This window comes from Avibacterium paragallinarum, from assembly GCF_011765605.1.
GTDB classification, from domain to species: domain Bacteria; phylum Pseudomonadota; class Gammaproteobacteria; order Enterobacterales; family Pasteurellaceae; genus Avibacterium; species Avibacterium paragallinarum.
Genome location: NZ_CP050316.1, coordinates 359137 through 375506, shown reverse-complemented (window position 1 = coordinate 375506; position 16370 = coordinate 359137). Strand labels below are relative to the sequence as shown.

The 16370-nt window shown below is 35.8% G+C and carries 18 protein-coding genes; 3 read left to right on the top strand and 15 right to left on the bottom strand.

Annotated features, from left to right (window positions below):
- Positions 1 to 7: 7 nt before the first annotated feature.
- The 12 genes from HBL79_RS01940 to HBL79_RS01880 all read right to left on the bottom strand — a co-directional run bounded on the left by HBL79_RS01940 (position 8) and on the right by HBL79_RS01880 (position 8982).
- Entirely contained in the window at positions 8 to 580 is a 573-nt protein-coding gene (locus HBL79_RS01940) for a hypothetical protein (RefSeq protein WP_035689529.1), read from the bottom strand.
- Positions 581 to 842: 262 nt separating this feature from the next.
- On the bottom strand, positions 843 to 3041 hold the full coding sequence (locus HBL79_RS12430) for a DUF6792 domain-containing protein (protein WP_233570692.1): 2199 nt from the start codon (positions 3039 to 3041) through the stop codon (positions 843 to 845).
- An 88-nt stretch (positions 3042 to 3129) separates the two neighbouring features.
- The gene (locus HBL79_RS01925) at positions 3130 to 3633 is read right to left on the bottom strand and encodes a hypothetical protein (protein ID WP_244300924.1); all 504 of its coding nucleotides are present in this window, start codon (positions 3631 to 3633) and stop codon (positions 3130 to 3132) included.
- A 1007-nt stretch (positions 3634 to 4640) separates the two neighbouring features.
- Positions 4641 to 4850 (bottom strand): hypothetical protein, encoded by a 210-nt coding sequence (locus HBL79_RS12425; RefSeq protein ID WP_244300923.1) that lies wholly within the window; start codon positions 4848 to 4850, stop codon positions 4641 to 4643.
- A gap of 386 nt (positions 4851 to 5236) precedes the next feature.
- Positions 5237 to 5434 carry a hypothetical protein gene (locus HBL79_RS12420; protein ID WP_244300921.1) on the bottom strand — a complete coding sequence of 66 codons (198 nt, stop codon included), beginning with the start codon at positions 5432 to 5434 and terminating at the stop codon, positions 5237 to 5239.
- Positions 5435 to 5600: 166 nt separating this feature from the next.
- Positions 5601 to 5774 carry a hypothetical protein gene (locus HBL79_RS01910; RefSeq protein ID WP_156127761.1) on the bottom strand — a complete coding sequence of 58 codons (174 nt, stop codon included), beginning with the start codon at positions 5772 to 5774 and terminating at the stop codon, positions 5601 to 5603.
- A gap of 141 nt (positions 5775 to 5915) precedes the next feature.
- On the bottom strand, positions 5916 to 6440 hold the full coding sequence (locus tag HBL79_RS01905) for a hypothetical protein (RefSeq protein ID WP_244300919.1): 525 nt from the start codon (positions 6438 to 6440) through the stop codon (positions 5916 to 5918).
- A 15-nt stretch (positions 6441 to 6455) separates the two neighbouring features.
- Positions 6456 to 6707 (bottom strand): hypothetical protein, encoded by a 252-nt coding sequence (locus tag HBL79_RS01900; protein WP_046097344.1) that lies wholly within the window; start codon positions 6705 to 6707, stop codon positions 6456 to 6458.
- Between the two features lie 13 nt (positions 6708 to 6720).
- A complete protein-coding gene (locus tag HBL79_RS01895; RefSeq protein WP_046097343.1) occupies positions 6721 to 7284 on the bottom strand; it encodes a hypothetical protein in 564 nt (187 codons plus the stop codon).
- A 169-nt stretch (positions 7285 to 7453) separates the two neighbouring features.
- Positions 7454 to 7984, bottom strand: coding sequence for a hypothetical protein (locus tag HBL79_RS01890; RefSeq protein ID WP_046097342.1), 531 nt, complete (start codon positions 7982 to 7984; stop codon positions 7454 to 7456).
- A 55-nt stretch (positions 7985 to 8039) separates the two neighbouring features.
- Positions 8040 to 8738: a hypothetical protein gene (locus HBL79_RS01885; RefSeq protein ID WP_046097341.1), complete on the bottom strand. Its 699-nt coding sequence runs from the start codon at positions 8736 to 8738 to the stop codon at positions 8040 to 8042.
- A complete protein-coding gene (locus HBL79_RS01880; RefSeq protein ID WP_046097340.1) occupies positions 8731 to 8982 on the bottom strand; it encodes a hypothetical protein in 252 nt (83 codons plus the stop codon). Before HBL79_RS01880 ends, HBL79_RS01885 begins: the two co-directional genes overlap by 8 nt.
- A 365-nt stretch (positions 8983 to 9347) precedes the next feature.
- Here HBL79_RS01880 and speFL point away from each other — a divergent pair, with 365 nt between their 5' ends.
- From speFL to potE, 3 genes are all read left to right on the top strand, one after another.
- Positions 9348 to 9488: a leader peptide SpeFL gene (speFL, locus tag HBL79_RS12535; protein WP_319019288.1), complete on the top strand. Its 141-nt coding sequence runs from the start codon at positions 9348 to 9350 to the stop codon at positions 9486 to 9488.
- A gap of 147 nt (positions 9489 to 9635) precedes the next feature.
- On the top strand, positions 9636 to 11798 hold the full coding sequence (speF, locus tag HBL79_RS01870; RefSeq protein WP_046097339.1) for an ornithine decarboxylase SpeF: 2163 nt from the start codon (positions 9636 to 9638) through the stop codon (positions 11796 to 11798).
- 76 nt (positions 11799 to 11874) lie between these two features.
- Entirely contained in the window at positions 11875 to 13197 is a 1323-nt protein-coding gene (gene potE / locus HBL79_RS01865) for a putrescine-ornithine antiporter (RefSeq protein ID WP_046097338.1), read from the top strand.
- Between the two features lie 89 nt (positions 13198 to 13286).
- Here the strand turns inward: potE and HBL79_RS01860 are convergent, their stop codons facing one another.
- The 3 genes from HBL79_RS01860 to HBL79_RS01850 all read right to left on the bottom strand — a co-directional run bounded on the left by HBL79_RS01860 (position 13287) and on the right by HBL79_RS01850 (position 16358).
- The gene (locus tag HBL79_RS01860) at positions 13287 to 13742 is read right to left on the bottom strand and encodes a DUF441 domain-containing protein (protein WP_017806783.1); all 456 of its coding nucleotides are present in this window, start codon (positions 13740 to 13742) and stop codon (positions 13287 to 13289) included.
- Positions 13743 to 13872: 130 nt separating this feature from the next.
- On the bottom strand, positions 13873 to 16077 hold the full coding sequence (locus HBL79_RS01855) for a copper-translocating P-type ATPase (protein ID WP_017806784.1): 2205 nt from the start codon (positions 16075 to 16077) through the stop codon (positions 13873 to 13875).
- 71 nt (positions 16078 to 16148) lie between these two features.
- The gene (locus HBL79_RS01850) at positions 16149 to 16358 is read right to left on the bottom strand and encodes a cation transporter (RefSeq protein WP_035688542.1); all 210 of its coding nucleotides are present in this window, start codon (positions 16356 to 16358) and stop codon (positions 16149 to 16151) included.
- Positions 16359 to 16370 lie beyond the last annotated feature (12 nt).

Sequence of the window (16370 nt, the reverse complement as noted above, 5' to 3'; positions counted from 1 at the left end):
CTCCTAGCTAAAAATTATAATTTTGCTGCAAAAACTTTCTTAATCTTGACTGATTATTAAAATCTTCGTCCGCCATATTGTATCCCCCGCTTAAATAATTAGGAGAAAGGGCAAAAACATCACGGACAGATGCAATAATCTTATGTATTAACGGATCATAATATAGATAATAACGAGAAGCAAATATACAACCACCAAAACGCTTTCTTTCTTTAGTCTCGTCATTATTATACAGGAGAATTTTGGTCTTCGGATCTATAAACCTAGCATTATATACTCTATTTTCAAACACTATTGTTTGAGGAAACATTATGTCACTATGCTCGACTTCCCATAAAAAGTACCATTCTAGTGGTGGTGTTGAAGCTGTGGCTACACTGGTTATACCTCTTAGCCTACGCCACTCATCGGGTTGCACATAAATCTGAATCGCATCCTCTTCTATCATTTTCTTCCGAATAGGCGTGGTAATTTCTGCAATAACCCAAGGTTGAAAAGGCAAGAAAATCAAATACATCACGAATAGACAAGCTACATGCCTACATTTTATTTTATTTAAAAAGTCTATCAGTTTACTCATTGAAAATCTCCTTTATAGATAAGGCAGAGTATTTCTGTAGTGGTATTTTTCCATTATTAATAGAAATTTATGTTTTTGTCAATATTATTTCTATACTAAAGAGAAAGGAATTAAAAAAATAGAAGTAATAAGAGGAGAAATTTATATATTAAAAGAGAAATATAACTAATAATTAAACATTATATAACGCATTAAATAAAATAATTTGGTAAAAAGAGAAAGGTTTTATATTAAAAAAGAAGTATAACTAAGAAAATAATAATTAAATATTATACAAAGCATTAAATAAAATAATTTGGTAAAAAGAGAAAGGTTTTATATTAAAAAGAGAAGCACAACTAAGAAAATAATTTGGTAAACTGGCATTATTACCCGCTAACCAGTTATTCTGCCCATCGCCATATAACACATCATCGCCCGTGCCTGCTGCAATATTTTGCACCCCTAAATCCACCGCACTTAATGTTTCTCCTGTTGTCACGGTGGAAGTAAAGGCTGATGTTGCCGCAATACGCCCATCACGTTGGGTTTCAACCTTCATCCCATTTTGCAACTGCGTAAACAAATTCCCTCTTGGGTTGGCTAAAAAATTCACGGAGGCTACACCATAATGCTTAACATCCACTATGCTTGTCACGACTGTTTTACGCCTAAATCCTGAACGACGTTGCTCTGTTCTAACCGTTCCACGACTAAAGCTCCCCTCCGCTAACAATTCATTTTGCTGATAATACTCACCGCCTTTTTCTTTATACGCTAAATTTATTTCCGTAATTCCCAATGATTTCAAATCAAACAATTCTTCTGAATCTGTTATGCCGTTTTGATTTTTATCCTTCCATACTCTCACTTGAGCAAAACCACTGTCTCTTTCATTAAACAGTCCATCATGGTTGCTATCTAAGCTTCGCAACGCTTCAAAACCATTACGAAAATGTTTTTCACCGCTCTCACCATCTCGCCCTGCTCTGCCACCATAATATTCAGAAAAGACCTCACTGATATTATCAATTTTACCGTTATTATTTAAATCCCTAACTAACAAACCATCTTCAGCACTCACCCAGCCCGTTTCTTCCAAGGCTCCATCATTATCAATATCAAATAAGACCGCATTTTCCGTATAGCCCGTGAGTTTCACCCCATCACCATTTAAATCTAGCACCAACGGATCCACCGGCAAACGAGAACGACCAAAATTCGCCATATGATTAAGTTTTAAATAATCTTTTTGAGCAGTTGGCTTTGAAGAAAGAGCGGATTCAATGATAGGGCTACGAGAAAAGTTATTATTGGTCACACGATAATCATTCGACAAAATATTGGCAGTAAATGCATTAAAAGTATTATCCACACTGCCTTTTTCTCCATGGTCAAAATTTAATGCATGGGAATCAGACCATAATCCCCAACCGTGATTTTTATACACGGGATCATATTTATATTTTCCATCTGCAGTTTTTTCTAACAATTTTAAAGGCGAAACATAAAAACCATTATATTGTAAGGTGTTTGGATCAATCCTTTTAGTTAAATCTATTGTTGATTTTGTTGAAGCAAATAAGGTGTTTTCTTGCATAACAGGAATGAGTGTATTAACACCATGATCGTCTATTGCTTGAGTAAAAAAGTCGAATGGATTTTTTCCTCCTATATTGTATAAACCATATTTACTTTTTATGCTAAAAGAAGATGGGGTATATGTAAATCCCGTATCCAATACCACCATTTTTCCATATTGATTATAAGGAATGCTACTTGCTACAAGACGGATATTTGATCCTACATAATTCGTTATATTCGTTCTACCATAATTTACTTGTCTCCTCGCTAAAGCAGCGATATGTTCTAAGTCTGTGCTATTTCTTTCTAAATTAATGCCTGCTCCATTTAGCCCTATTACTTTATCAACATTATCTACCATTGAATTTAATGCCACTGCCACTGAATGCCCGAGACTGTGACCAACTAAATCAACCTTCCCACTAATTATACCTGTTCCCTGCTTTTCAGAGCTTATCAATGTACGCCTTGGAACTGGGAACGGGCTAGGTGGAGCGGGAAGCGTTTTCCAACTAACCTCATTATAAGTTTGCCCTTTGGGTGTGGTAACCTTATTGAAATAATTTAACGCGTCGATTACTTGAGCTTTCGCCAACCCCGTTGCAACAAGCATTCCATCTTGCAAAAAATCTACTGGTTCTTGCGTTCCTCGAATCACAAATAAGTTTTTGCCACTGCTCTTTTCCCTCACAACCATTGCCGAAAAGCCACTTGCTGTTTCGAGTTGTTGATCTAAAACTTCATAAGTATTCAAAAATTGATTTATTTGTGATTCTGTAAGACCTCTCTTTTCATTTAATTTATCTCTAATGCTATCTATATCTTTTAAGTTACCATTAGAATCAAAAAAATCAATATAAGAGGCTGAAGACAATAACGCTTTATTTCCATTACTCATTTACGATCTCCTAAAATTCTTAGTTAAAAATTATAATTTTTTTGCCAAAAACTTTTTAATTTTGAATAGTTATCTAATTCTCCCACTATCAGATACCCCCTGCTAAATAAGCAGGGTACAAACCTCGAACATCTTTAGAAGTAGCAATAATTCTAAGTATAACAGGATCATAGTATATATGATAAGTAGAAGAAAATACACAACCGCCAAAACTCTTTCTATTCACTTTATCATCATTAATATATAAAATAATATGTGTTTTCTCATCAATAAAACTAGCTTTATAAGTTCTCCCTTCAAATTCAATTGTTTTCGGAAAGTGAATATCACTCTGCTCAACTTCCCATAGAAACTTCCATTTTAACGGCGGTGTTGAAGCTGTGGCTACACTGGTTATACCTCTTAGCCTACGCCACTCATCGGGTTGCACATAAATCTGAATCGCATCCTCTTCTATCATTTTCTTCCGAATAGGCGTGGTGATTTCAGCAATGATCCAAGGTTGAAAAGGTAAGTAAATCAAATACATCACGAATAGACAAGCTACATGCCTACATTTTATTCTGTTTAAGAAGTCTATCAGTTTACTCATTGAAAAATCCTTTTATGGACAAAAAGAATAATTGTTTTGTCGCTACTTATTATTAATGAGATTTCTTTTTTTATCAATATTCTTATAAAATGTAGGAAAGAAAACTAAAAAAGGAGGGAATAAATGTTAAATTATAAATCTTTTAATTTTCTCTTTTATTTTCATCTACTATAACGATCCACCTTTAATTAATTTTCTAATCAAATAAACACAATTAAAAATCATCATATTATTAATACCTTGACATACCATAAAAAAAACTACAACCATATTAGATATTAAACCGCCTGTCCAAAATAATCTATCCACTCTTGGGATATAGCCAGGAAAAATAGTACAACAAATGTAAAATAAGGAAAAGAAAATATATGAAAAAATAAAAAAATGGTATTGCCTTATAAATAGGAATTTTCACATCAAAAGCATACCAATCTCCTCGAAAAATTATGACAAACAAATAAGAAAAAGTAAAAACAACCCCAAAATAAAAAGAACAAATAAAGATAAACATTGACTTATCCGGATCTTTACTTAAAAAATTAACAGTCTCTTCAGCATTAATTAAAAGAAATTTGTTTTTTTCAATGATATAACTCTTAAATTCTAAAGGAATAGCATTATAAAATAAGACTAAACACCAACCTAACAGAACAAGAAAAATAAAATAAATAGCCAATTTTTTTATAAAAAGGATGTTCCATTTTCTCTCCTACTAATTAAACCAAGAATTTTTTAGGATCAATGCTATCAAACGGTAGTATTGTCAAATTCCATTATTTTCTCAAATACTAATCGAAAAAGAGCTAGAGAGAGGAGATGTAATTTTTGAGACGATTTCATTATAAGTTTGCCCTTTGGGGGTGGTAACTTTATTGAAATAATTTAACGCGTCAATTACTTGAGCTTTCGCCAGCCCCGTTGCAACAAGCATTCCATCTTGCAAAAAAAATTAAGGTTCTTGCGTTCCTCGAATCACAAATAATAAGTTTTGCCACTGCTCTTTTCCCTCACAACCATTGCCGAAAGCCACTTGCTGTTTCGAGTTGTTGATCTAGGACTTCATAAGTATTAAAAAACTGATTTATTTGTGATTCTTTACGGTGTCTGACTCCTACTAGACTCTTTCTAATATCGTCTTCTGTTTTAGTGCTACCATCAGAATTGAAAAAATCGACATAAGATGCTGACGCCAATAACGCTTTATTCTCGCCACTCATAATAACCTCCTAACTAAAAATTATAATTTTTTTTGCAAAAACTCTCTTAATTTTGAAGAATTATCTAGTTCCCCAACCACATTAGAGCCGGCTGATAAATAATTAGGATAATAACCAGATACATCTTGAGACACAGCGATAATTTTATGGATTATCGGATCATAATACAGAAATGAAGTTGAATCAAACACACAACCACCAAAGCTCTTATTATTTACTCTAAAAATATCATCATATAAAACAATATGTGTTTTCTTATCAAGAAAACTAGCATCATAAGTTTTTCCTTCAAATTCAATTGTTTTCGGAAACTGAATGTCAATACGCTCGCTTCCTCCTTAGATATTTCCATTCTAAAGGCGGCGTTGAAGCTGTTGCTACACTGGTTAACCTCTTAGCCTACGCCACTCATCAGGTTGCACATAAATCTGAATTGCATCCTCTTCTATCATTTTCTTCCGAATAGGCGTGGTGATTTCAGCAATGATCCAAGGTTGAAAAGGTAAGTAAATCAAATACATCACGAATAGACAAGCTACATGCCTGCATTTTATTCTGTTTAAGAAGTCTATCAGTTTACTCATTGAAAATCTCCTTTATAGATAAGGAAGAGTATTTCTGTTGTGGTATTTTTTCCATTATTAATAGAATTTATGTTTTTGTCAAAATTATTTTTATACAAAAGAGAAAGGAATTAAAAAATATATAGAAAAAGGGAGGGGATTTATATCTAAAAATAGAAATATATAACTAAAAAAAATATTCCATCATTTTAAAATTCGCTGGAGAAATTTGCTCTGAATAGCCTGACTTCATAAATTCTTCTTCACTAATAAGAATTTCAGTTTTACCCGCATTATAAGCTTTTAACACTTCTAGTGCATAATCTCCTTTTAAAGGAATAATTTTCGCTTCTTTACTCATTTAGCTTCCTCCAAATTGGTTTAAGTATTCCACAGCTATTTAGTTTATAATCAAATACGATAGAATAGGGTTTAAATAAGGTACTATAAGGTCTTTCTCCTATCCCTGTAGTATAAATATCATCATCTACAACAAAATCTACTATGCTAACTCTATTTTGTCCATTAAACAAAAAGAACTATCATTCAAATAATATATGCTTCCAAACACATCAAAAAGCACGGCTTCCAAATCAAAATTAATAGGTCCTCCATTATACACCCTCCCATTCAGTTTATCTCTCACAAATGATATATACAAATCACTAAGGCTACTATGCCTATAATCCTCCCCTGAAATAAAGTGCTCATGCTCATACGCTAGAAATAAACGATTAAACTCTTCAGGAGTAAATTTTTTATCCAAAATCCAAGCTTGACAAAAGCCAGGAAGACGACAAACATCTCTGTGTATTTGAACAAACTCTATTCTAGCAAAATAATCATCTACAATTTGATTTTTCACTATATGCTTAAATTCTTTTTCATCATAATGACAGACTTTTTTAGCAACACTTTCAAATTTTCTTATTTCTTTAGGTTCGTATATTATCCAACTTATACCAATCCATATGAGTGCTATTAGATAAAAAGATACAAATACTCCCAAAATCGCTTTAACCCACAAACAATATGCCTTACTTTACACATGGATATTCCTTAAATTGACTTTACCACTTTCCCTCACAACCATTGCCGAAAAGCCACTTGCTCTTTCGAGTTGTTGATCTAAAACCTCATAAGTATTCAAAAATTGATTTATTTGTGATTCTTTAAGGTGCCTTTTCTTTTCCAGCTCAGTTTTAATATCATCTGTATTTTTCTTATTGCCTTCAGAATCAAAAATATCAATATAGGAAACTGACGCCAATAACGCTTTATTTTCATTACTCACAATAACCTCCTAACTAAAAATTATAATTTTTCTGCAAAAATTTTGTTAATTTTGAACGATTATCCATTTCTCCCACACGTGCATACCCTCCAGCTAAATATGCTGGGTAACGCCCATAAACATCTTGAACTGATGCAATAATTCTATGTATTGCTGGATCGTAATACAAATAATAATTTACACAAAAGACACAACCATTAATACTCTTTATTGTGTCATAATTGCTATATGAAATAATACGTGTCTTCTCATCAATAAGACTGGCATTATAAATTCGCCCTTCAAAATTGATCGTTTTCGGAAATTGAACGTCACTCTGCTCAGCATTACTTAAAAGCTCCCATTCTAAAGGCGGTGTTGAAGCTGTTGCTACATTGGTTATACCTCTTAGCCTACGCCACTCATCAGGTTGCACATAAATCTGAATCGCATCCTCTTCTATCATTTTCTTCCGAATAGGCGTGGTGATTTCAGCAATGATCCAAGGTTGAAAAGGCAAGAAAATCAAATACATTACGAATAGACAAGCTACATGCCTACATTTTATTCTGTTTAAGAAGTCTATCAGTTTACTCATTGAAAAATCCTTTTATGGACAAAAATAATAATTGTTGTGTCGCTACTTATTATTAATGAGATTTCTTTTTTCATCAATATTCTTATAAAATGTAGGAAAGAAAACTAAAAAAGAGGGAATAAATGTTAGATTATAATAATCTTTTAATTTTCTCTTTTATTTTCATCTACTATAACGTTCCACCTTTAATTAATTTTCTAATCAAATAAACACAATTAAAAATCATCATATTATTAATACCTTGACATACCATAAAAAAAACTACAACCATATTAGATATTAAACCGCCTGTCCAAAATAATCTATCCACTCTTGGGATATAGCCAGGAAAAATAGTACAACAAATGTAAAATAAGGAAAAGAAAATATATGAAAAAATAAAAAATGGTATTGCCTTATAAATAGGAATTTTCACATCAAAAGCATACCAATCTCCTCGAAAAATTATGACAAACAAATAAGAAAAAGTAAAAACAACCCCAAAATAAAAAGAACAAATAAAGATAAACATTGACTTATCCGGATCTTTACTTAAAAAATTAATAGTCTCTTCAGCATTAATTAAAAGAAATTTGTTTTTTTCAATGATATAACTCTTAAACTCTAAAGGAATCGCGTTATAGAATAAGACTAAACACCAACCTAACAGAACAAGAAAAATAAATAAATAGCCAATTTTTTTATAAAAAGGATGTTCCATTTTCTCTCCTACTAATTAAAACCAATAACACTTTTAAAAAATAATTTTCGCCTCTTTACTCATTTGGCTTCCTCCAAATTGGTTTAAGTATTCCACAGCTATTTAGCTCATAATCAAATACGATAGAATAGGGCTTAAATAAGGTACTATAGGGTCTTTCTCCTATTCCTGTAGTATAAATATCATCAATCATACCAAAACCTGCTACATCAACTCTATTTTTTCCATCAAATAAAAAAGAATTATCATTCAAATAATATATATGCCCAAAGTTATCAAACAGCACTACCTCTAAATCAAAATTAATAGGTTCTCCATTATACACCCTCCCATTCAGTTTATCTCTCACAAATGATATATACAAATCACTAAGGCTACTATGCCTATAATCCTCCCCTGAAATAAAATGCTCATGCTCATACGCTAGAAATAAACGATTAAACTCTTCAGGAGTAAATTTTTTATCCAAAATCCAAGCTTGACAAAAGCCAGGAAGACGACAAACATCTCTGTGTATTTGAACAAACTCTATTCTAGCAAAATAATCATCTACAATTTGATTTTTCACTATATGCCTAAATTCTTTTTCATCATAATGGCATACTTTTTTGGCAACACTTTCAAATTTTCTTATTTCTTTAGGTTCGTATATTATCCAACTTATACCAATCCATATGAGTGCTATTAGATAAAAAGATACAAATACCCAAAAAATCGCTTTCAACCCACAAACAATATGCCTTACTTTACACATGGATATTCCTTAAATTGACTTTACCACTTTCCCTCACAACCATTGCCGAAAAGCCACTTGCTCTTTCGAGTTGTTGATCTAAAACTTCATAAGTATCCAAAAATTGATCTATTTGTGATTCTGTTAGCTGTCTATCTTCTGTTATTTTTTTCCTAATTTTTCCTTGCTCTATCAGAACTCCATTAGCACTAAAAAAATCAATATAAGAAGCAGTTGCCAGTAAAGCCTTGTTTTCACCAGTCATAATAACCTCCTAACTAAAAATTATAATTTTTTTGCCAAAATTCTTCCAATTTTGAAGACTTTATCATCCTAATTCCTAAAAAATAAAATAAGAATTTTGATTTTTTATATTTAGGCTGTTAATAATATTAAATACTTTTTCAATTATTTTGTGTTAATTAATTGTCAAATAATATTTAAATAAAAGTTATATTCAATAAGAATAAAAACCTCATACCGAATAAAAGTGATCGAGATCACATAATATAAATTTCATTCTTGAAAACCGATCTCTTATACATAATAATTCACTTGGGTCTTAGCTTAGACTTAACCTAGTATAAATTCGGAGGAAATTATGCTAAACAAACAAACAAAAAGTATCACATTGAATACAACCCTGGTAAAGGGATTTCTTTAATGGCTCATATTCGCCGTACTCGTCATATTATGATGCCTTCTCACCGTTCTTGTTTTTCCTATTCTCTATTTTCTTCTCAGAGTGGTTCTTCTGATTATCTAATCTAGTCAGAAGTGTTTTTCTTTGATTAATTTTAATTATTTATTATATAAATAATTAAATGATATTTCTAAGTCATATTATTTATAGCCAGAATAAAAAATATTTTTATTCCAAGTAATTTATTTATTAAATAATAAATAGAGGATTTAATTATGTCAATTTTAAAAATCGCACATAGCCAAGACGTTAAACAGTATTTTTCAACACAACGAGAATTAGTATTAATTGAACAGACAGACTTCACTGATATTGGGGCTATTATTCTTGATGCTAATGATATTGAAAAATATCTTGATCGTATATTAAACACTGAATTTAATATTCCTATTTTCGTTGTCTTACAAGAAAAACAAACGTTAAATCAACAATATTTCGATAAGGTATTTCATATCCAAGATCTAAATAGTTATGATCTACACCTTTATAGCAGACAAATTGAAACTGCTGCAAAACTCTATGAAGAAAAAATGCTTCCGCCTTTCTTCAAAATGCTCAGTGAATATGTTGAGATGGGAAATATTGCTTTCGACTGTCCCGGACATCAAGGTGGTCAATATTACCGTAAGCATCCAGCGGGGCGATTCTTATATGATTTCTATGGGGAGAATATTTTCCGTTCCGATATTTGCAATGCCGATGTAAAACTTGGCGATTTGCTTATTCACGAAGGAGCAGCTTGTGAGGCTCAGAAACACGCTGCCAACGTATTCAATGCTGATAAAACCTATTTTGTCTTAAATGGTACTTCAGCGGCAAATAAGGTGGTACTCAATGCGTTGCTTTCACTAGGTGATCTTGTGTTATTTGATCGCAATAATCATAAATCCAATCATCACGGTGCATTAATCCAAGCGGGAGCAACGCCTATTTATTTAGAAACTGCAAGAAATCCTTTCGGTTTCATCGGTGGAATTGATAACCATTGCTTTGAAGAAACCTATTTAAAATCATTGATAAAAGAGACCGCACCTGAAAAATTAGCATTACAAAGTCCATTCCGTTTAGCGGTAATACAGCTCGGTACTTACGATGGTACGATTTATAATGCTCGACAAGTTGTTGATAAAATAGGTCATCTTTGCGATTACATTCTCTTTGATTCTGCTTGGGTGGGTTATGAGCAATTCATTCCAATGATGAAAGATAGCTCTCCACTTCTTTTAGAATTAAATGAGCAAGATCCTGGTATCTTTGTTACTCAATCAGTTCATAAACAACAAGCTGGCTTTTCTCAAGCTTCACAAATCCACAAAAAAGATAAGCATATAAAAGGTCAAGCACGTTATCTTAATCATAAACGTCTTAACAATGCTTTTATGTTGCACGCTTCAACCAGCCCATTTTATCCTCTCTTTGCAACACTAGATGTCAATGCAAAAATTCAAGGCAGTGCTGCAGGTCGCCGTCTTTGGGATGACTGTGTAAAAATCGGAATAGAAACACGAAAAATGCTCCTAAATACCTGTGAGTTGATCCGTCCATTCATTCCTACCACGATAAATGGGAAAAAATGGCAGGATTATGATACTGAGGAAATATCAACGAATCTTGAATTTTTTAAATTCCATTCTCATGATACTTGGCATAAATTCGAAGGCTATGCAGAAGATCAATATTTTGTTGATCCTTGTAAATTATTGCTCACAACACTAGGTATTAGTCTTGAAAATGGCGAATATGAATCATTTGGTATTCCTGCCACAATTCTTGCTAATTATTTACGCGAGAACGGGATTATCCCTGAAAAATGTGATTTAAACTCTATTCTCTTCCTTCTTACTCCAGCTGAGACACTCACTAAAATGCAAACATTAGTTGCTCAGATTGCACTCTTTGAAAAACACATTAAACAAGATTCTCCGCTCCAAGAAGTCTTGCCTACCCTGTATAGAAATAATGAAGAGCGTTATCAGGGGTATACCATTCGCCAACTTTGTCAAGAGATGCACGCTCTTTATGTCAGCCGTAATGTAAAACAGCTACAAAAAGATCTTTTCCGCAAAGCAACATTCCCTGAGTATGTGATTAATCCTCAAACAGCCAATATTGAGCTTATCCGCAATCAGGTAGAACTGATCCCACTTTCTGACATTGTTGGACGCGTTGCTGCAGAAGGGGCATTGCCTTATCCACCAGGCGTACTCTGTGTTGTTCCGGGTGAGAAATGGAGTGTTACCGCACAACAATATTTCCTTGCATTAGAAGAAGGGATTAATACCTTGCCAGGCTTTGCCCCAGAAATTCAAGGCGTTTATCTCCAGAAAGAGAGCGATGGTCGCACCCGTGCCTACGGATATGTATTAACAAACTACTAATCATTTGAATTAGAAAGTGCGGTCCAAAAAGACCAGAAATTTATCAAAAAACGACCGCACTTTTAAGGAGTCTATTATGAGTTCAAAAAATAATAAAATTGGCGTACTTCAACTTACCATTTTAACAATGGTGAATATGATGGGATCTGGCATTATTATGCTCCCGACTAAATTAGCAGAAATCGGTACGATTTCTATTGTTTCTTGGCTGGTGACAGCGGTAGGTTCAACCGCCCTTGCTTACGCGTTTGCACAATGCGGTATGTTTAGCAAGAAATCAGGAGGAATGGGGGGCTATGCCGAATACTCCTTTGGCAAGGCTGGAAATTTTATGGCTAATTATACTTATGGCGTTTCACTCATTATCGCCAATACCGCTATTGCAATTTCAGCTGTTGGTTATGGTTCCGAATTATTAGGCACAGCCCTATCTCCAATTAGTATTGCTATCTGGACAATTTTTACATTATGGTTAGCAACTATTCTCAACTTTGGGGGGCCTCGCATTACCGGAAATATTAGCTCATTTACCATTTGGGGAGTCATTATTCCTGTTGTAGGTCTTTGCCTCATCGGTTGGTATTGGTTTGATGGCTCAATGTATATCAATGCGTGGAATCCTCATAATGTCCCTACTTTTGAAGCGATTAGTGTTTCTATTTCAATGACTTTGTGGGCATTTCTAGGGTTAGAATCCGCTTGTGCAAATACCGATGTGGTAGAAAATCCAGAAAAAAATGTCCCAATCGCGGTATTAGGAGGAACATTAGGGGCCGCCGTTATTTACATTGTTTCAACAAATGTCATCGCGGGTATTGTCCCTAATCTTGAATTAGCAAACTCTACTGCTCCCTTCGGTCTTGCATTCGCCCATATGTTTAATGAAACAACAGGTAAAGTGATTATGGGATTAATGGTCTTATCTTGCTTTGGCTCTCTACTTGGCTGGCAATTCACGATTGCACAGGTATTTAAATCCTCAGCTGAGGAAGGTTATTTTCCTTCTCTATTTAAAAAAGTCACCAGCAAGAATGCTCCAGTCATTGGAATGATCACGATTACTGCAATTCAAACACTACTTGCTTTTATGACTATTAGCCCATCGTTAAATAAACAATTTAACGTACTCGTTGATCTTGCTGTAGTAACAAATGTGATTCCCTATTTGTTATCAATGGCAGCACTTGCGGTATTACTAAAATATTCCAATATCTCTCGCAATAAATACAAAATCACCTTATTTGTTGCCTTTATTGGTTCTTTATACAGCATCTATGCCCTTTATGCGGCTGGAGAACAAGCAATGCTTTATGGCTCAATTGTTACCTTTATTGGCTGGACGCTATATGGCTTTGTTTCTTACAAATTTGATTATTCAGCAATAAACGCAAAAGGATAACTATAAAAAAGCTCCTAAAATTTGATCTGCCCCCCAAAAAAAATTAGGAGCTTTTTATCTAAACTGAAATACTGATAACTTATCCAGTATTAAGCAGGCTTTCCTAACAATAACGATAAAATTCCTGCAGCGATGAGTGGTCCGACAGGAATTCCCCCTAGAAATGCCACGCCCAATATTGTTCCCACTAATAATCCCGTAAGCAATGTAGGTTGGGTTCCCATTAAGCTCACTCCCCTTCCACCAAGCCAAGCAACAAGAATACCGACCCCAATTGCAGCAAACATTTTCCAGTTAAGCAACGCACTGAATTGGGGCAATGGGATTTTGCCAGAAATAATCGGGCTTAACACACCGATAGTTAAAATGATAATGCCAATATTTAGCCCATATTTTTCCATAAAAGGAATATATTTCGCCAAAAAGGTTTGTTGCATTAGTAGCAAAATCGTAGCCGAAATGGTGATTGAACTGTTGTTACCTAGCACACCAAGCAAAATTAAAATCACCAGTAGCAAGGCGATCGCGTTAAATTGTAATGACATCATTGCCTCGAAAACTCTCAAAAAAAGCACCGCACTTTTACTGTGCGTCAAATGCTGGGATTATACTCTTTTTATGAATTAGGAACATAAAAAATAAGGCTCATTATGAGCCTTATCAATCATTGCACTTTTATTGCACTTTAAACTTTAACAAGCGATTGGCATTACTCACCACAGTGATGGAAGACAACGCCATTGCCAGCCCACCAATCATTGGGTTAAGCAAAATACCAAACAAGGGATACAACAACCCTGCTGCAATGGGGATGCCTAAAATGTTGTAAATAAATGCACCGAACAGGTTTTGTTTCATATTGCGTAAAATGCCTTTGGACAGGCAAAGTGCGTCTGCAACGGCAGAAATGCTGTGTCGCATTAGGGTGAGCTCAGCAGTTTCGATGGCAATATCTGAACCGCTTCCCATTGCGATACTCACGTCAGCTTGTGCCAGTGCAGGCGCGTCGTTAATGCCGTCGCCCACCATTACCACTTTACGCCCTTGCTGTTGTAATGCTTTGATTACATTGGCTTTTTGTTCGGGTAAAACGCCAGCGATAACGCGATCAATGGCGGTATCTTTGGCTAAGAATTGTGCGGTTTTTTCTTGATCCCCCGTGAGCATTATTAGCTCATAACCTTGTTGATGTAGGCGTTGCAAGGCTTGCTCGCTGTCTTCTCTGAGCGGATCAGTAATGATGAACATTCCTGCTAATTGTTGATCAATGGCGAGAAAGACAACGGTCGCCCCCACTGCGGTTTCTTGTTGGAAAATTCCCATTGCGGGCTGAATGTCCACGCCCTGCTGTGCCATTAAAGTGCGGTTGCCTAGAATGGCATTTTTTCCGTCCACCACACCACTCACGCCTACCCCTTGCAAGGTGTTAAATTCGTCTAATGCTTTGATTGAAAAGCCTTTTTCTTGGTTAAACTGTACAATACCTTTGGCTAAAGGGTGGCTTGCACCTTGTTCTAAACTTGCGGCGAACTCACTCACTTGTTGTTCATTGTAATCATTAAAACAATAAAGTGCGGTTACTTTTGGCGAGCCTTTTGTGAGCGTGCCTGTTTTGTCGAACACGATGGTATCGGCGGTGGCGGCTTTTTGTAATGCGTCTGCATCACGCACTAATATGCCTAGCTCCGCTGCCCGTCCAATACCTGAAATAATCGACATCGGTGTCGCCAGCCCTAAGGCACAAGGGCAAGCAATAATCAGTACGGTGGTAAAAATCACCAACGCATAAGAAAATTGCGGGGTTGGACCGTAAAGAAACCAAATTAACGCGGCGACTAACGCAATGGTAATCACCACAGGCACAAAAACCCCTGCGATTTTATCCGCTAGTAGCCCGATTTTCGGCTTGCTACTCTGTGCCTGACGCACTAATTTGATGATATTCGCCAAGGTGGTTTGCTCGCCGATTTGTTCCGCTTGATAAAGCACCGAGCCGTCAGCTACCAATGTTCCCGCACTGAGCTTATCACCCCGCTGTTTTTGCACGGGGATTGGCTCGCCCGTGAGCATACTTTCATCAAACCAACCTTGCCCCTCGCGGATTGTGCCGTCCACCGCCACGCGTTCCCCCGTTTGCAAACGCAAAATCATTCCCGCTTTAACCTCTGAAAGAGGAATATCCCGCGTGCTTTGCGAGGTAACGAGATGTACAATTTTAGGGGTGAGATCGAGCAATTTCCCCAACGCTTGCGAGGAATGTTGCTTGGCTTTCGCTTCAAACATTTTGCCTAAATTGATGAAACCGATGATCATTGCCGCCGCTTCAAAATAAAGGTGGCGTGCATTTTCAGGAAAAAACTCAGGCTTAAGACAAACAAACATTGAATAAAGCCACGCTGTGCCAGTTCCTAATGCCACAAGAGTATCCATCGTGGCTGTGCGATGAAGCAAATTCTGCCCCGCTTTTTGATAGAAATGCTTGCCCGTCAATATCATCACCAACAGCGTCGCCACGCCCACAATGAGCCAGTAAGGGCGATTGCTCGCATTCACTTGCATTGAGCCTCCGAGCAAGCCCCAAAGCATTAACGCCGCCCCAAATCCCAGTGCCACAAAGCCTTGCCATTTACGCTGATGGATTTCTTGGGTGGTTTTGCGTTGTTGCTTTTCCGCACGCAATGCTTGATCTTCCACCACTTCCGCCCCGTAGCCTGCTTGTTGTACCGCATTAACGAGAGATTGTGGCGTGGCATTGCCACTCACCAAAGCGGTTTGTTCGGCTAAATTCACTTGCACTTGCGAAACCTGTGGTACGGCTTGCAACGCCTTTTGCACTTTGGCAACGCACGCGGCACAGCTTAACCCCTCAAGTGAAAGCATTACCTGATCCTGATTTCCCACTACCACAGGATCAGGCGTTTCAAATTCTGTGGTGAGTTTGGGTAGTGGGGTTACTTTGCCTCATCAGCCAAGCGTGCTTGATAACCAGCCTCGACAATGGCATTAATCAGCACTTGCGGATCAACCTCGCCCTCGATAATGGCTTTATCTAAGCTCACTTCGGCTCGTTGCACGCCCGCAATGCCTTCTAACACTTTTTGCACAGATTTCACACAATGCTGACAGGATAATTCGCTTAACGCTAAAACAGTAGTTTTCATTCTTTTTTCCTT

Coding starts and splice junctions, on each gene's coding strand:
- HBL79_RS01940 (WP_035689529.1), bottom strand. CDS start 580: ATGAGTAAACTGATAGACTTTTTAAATAAAATAAAATGTAGGCATGTA.
- HBL79_RS12430 (WP_233570692.1), bottom strand. CDS start 3,041: ATGAGTAATGGAAATAAAGCGTTATTGTCTTCAGCCTCTTATATTGAT.
- HBL79_RS01925 (WP_244300924.1), bottom strand. CDS start 3,633: ATGAGTAAACTGATAGACTTCTTAAACAGAATAAAATGTAGGCATGTA.
- HBL79_RS12425 (WP_244300923.1), bottom strand. CDS start 4,850: ATGAGTGGCGAGAATAAAGCGTTATTGGCGTCAGCATCTTATGTCGAT.
- HBL79_RS12420 (WP_244300921.1), bottom strand. CDS start 5,434: ATGAGTAAACTGATAGACTTCTTAAACAGAATAAAATGCAGGCATGTA.
- HBL79_RS01910 (WP_156127761.1), bottom strand. CDS start 5,774: ATGAGTAAAGAAGCGAAAATTATTCCTTTAAAAGGAGATTATGCACTA.
- HBL79_RS01895 (WP_046097343.1), bottom strand. CDS start 7,284: ATGAGTAAACTGATAGACTTCTTAAACAGAATAAAATGTAGGCATGTA.
- HBL79_RS01890 (WP_046097342.1), bottom strand. CDS start 7,984: ATGGAACATCCTTTTTATAAAAAAATTGGCTATTTATTTATTTTTCTT.
- HBL79_RS01885 (WP_046097341.1), bottom strand. CDS start 8,738: ATGTGTAAAGTAAGGCATATTGTTTGTGGGTTGAAAGCGATTTTTTGG.
- HBL79_RS01880 (WP_046097340.1), bottom strand. CDS start 8,982: ATGACTGGTGAAAACAAGGCTTTACTGGCAACTGCTTCTTATATTGAT.
- speF (WP_046097339.1), top strand. CDS start 9,636: ATGTCAATTTTAAAAATCGCACATAGCCAAGACGTTAAACAGTATTTT.
- potE (WP_046097338.1), top strand. CDS start 11,875: ATGAGTTCAAAAAATAATAAAATTGGCGTACTTCAACTTACCATTTTA.
- HBL79_RS01860 (WP_017806783.1), bottom strand. CDS start 13,742: ATGTCATTACAATTTAACGCGATCGCCTTGCTACTGGTGATTTTAATT.
- HBL79_RS01855 (WP_017806784.1), bottom strand. CDS start 16,077: ATGCTTTCACTTGAGGGGTTAAGCTGTGCCGCGTGCGTTGCCAAAGTG.
- HBL79_RS01850 (WP_035688542.1), bottom strand. CDS start 16,358: ATGAAAACTACTGTTTTAGCGTTAAGCGAATTATCCTGTCAGCATTGT.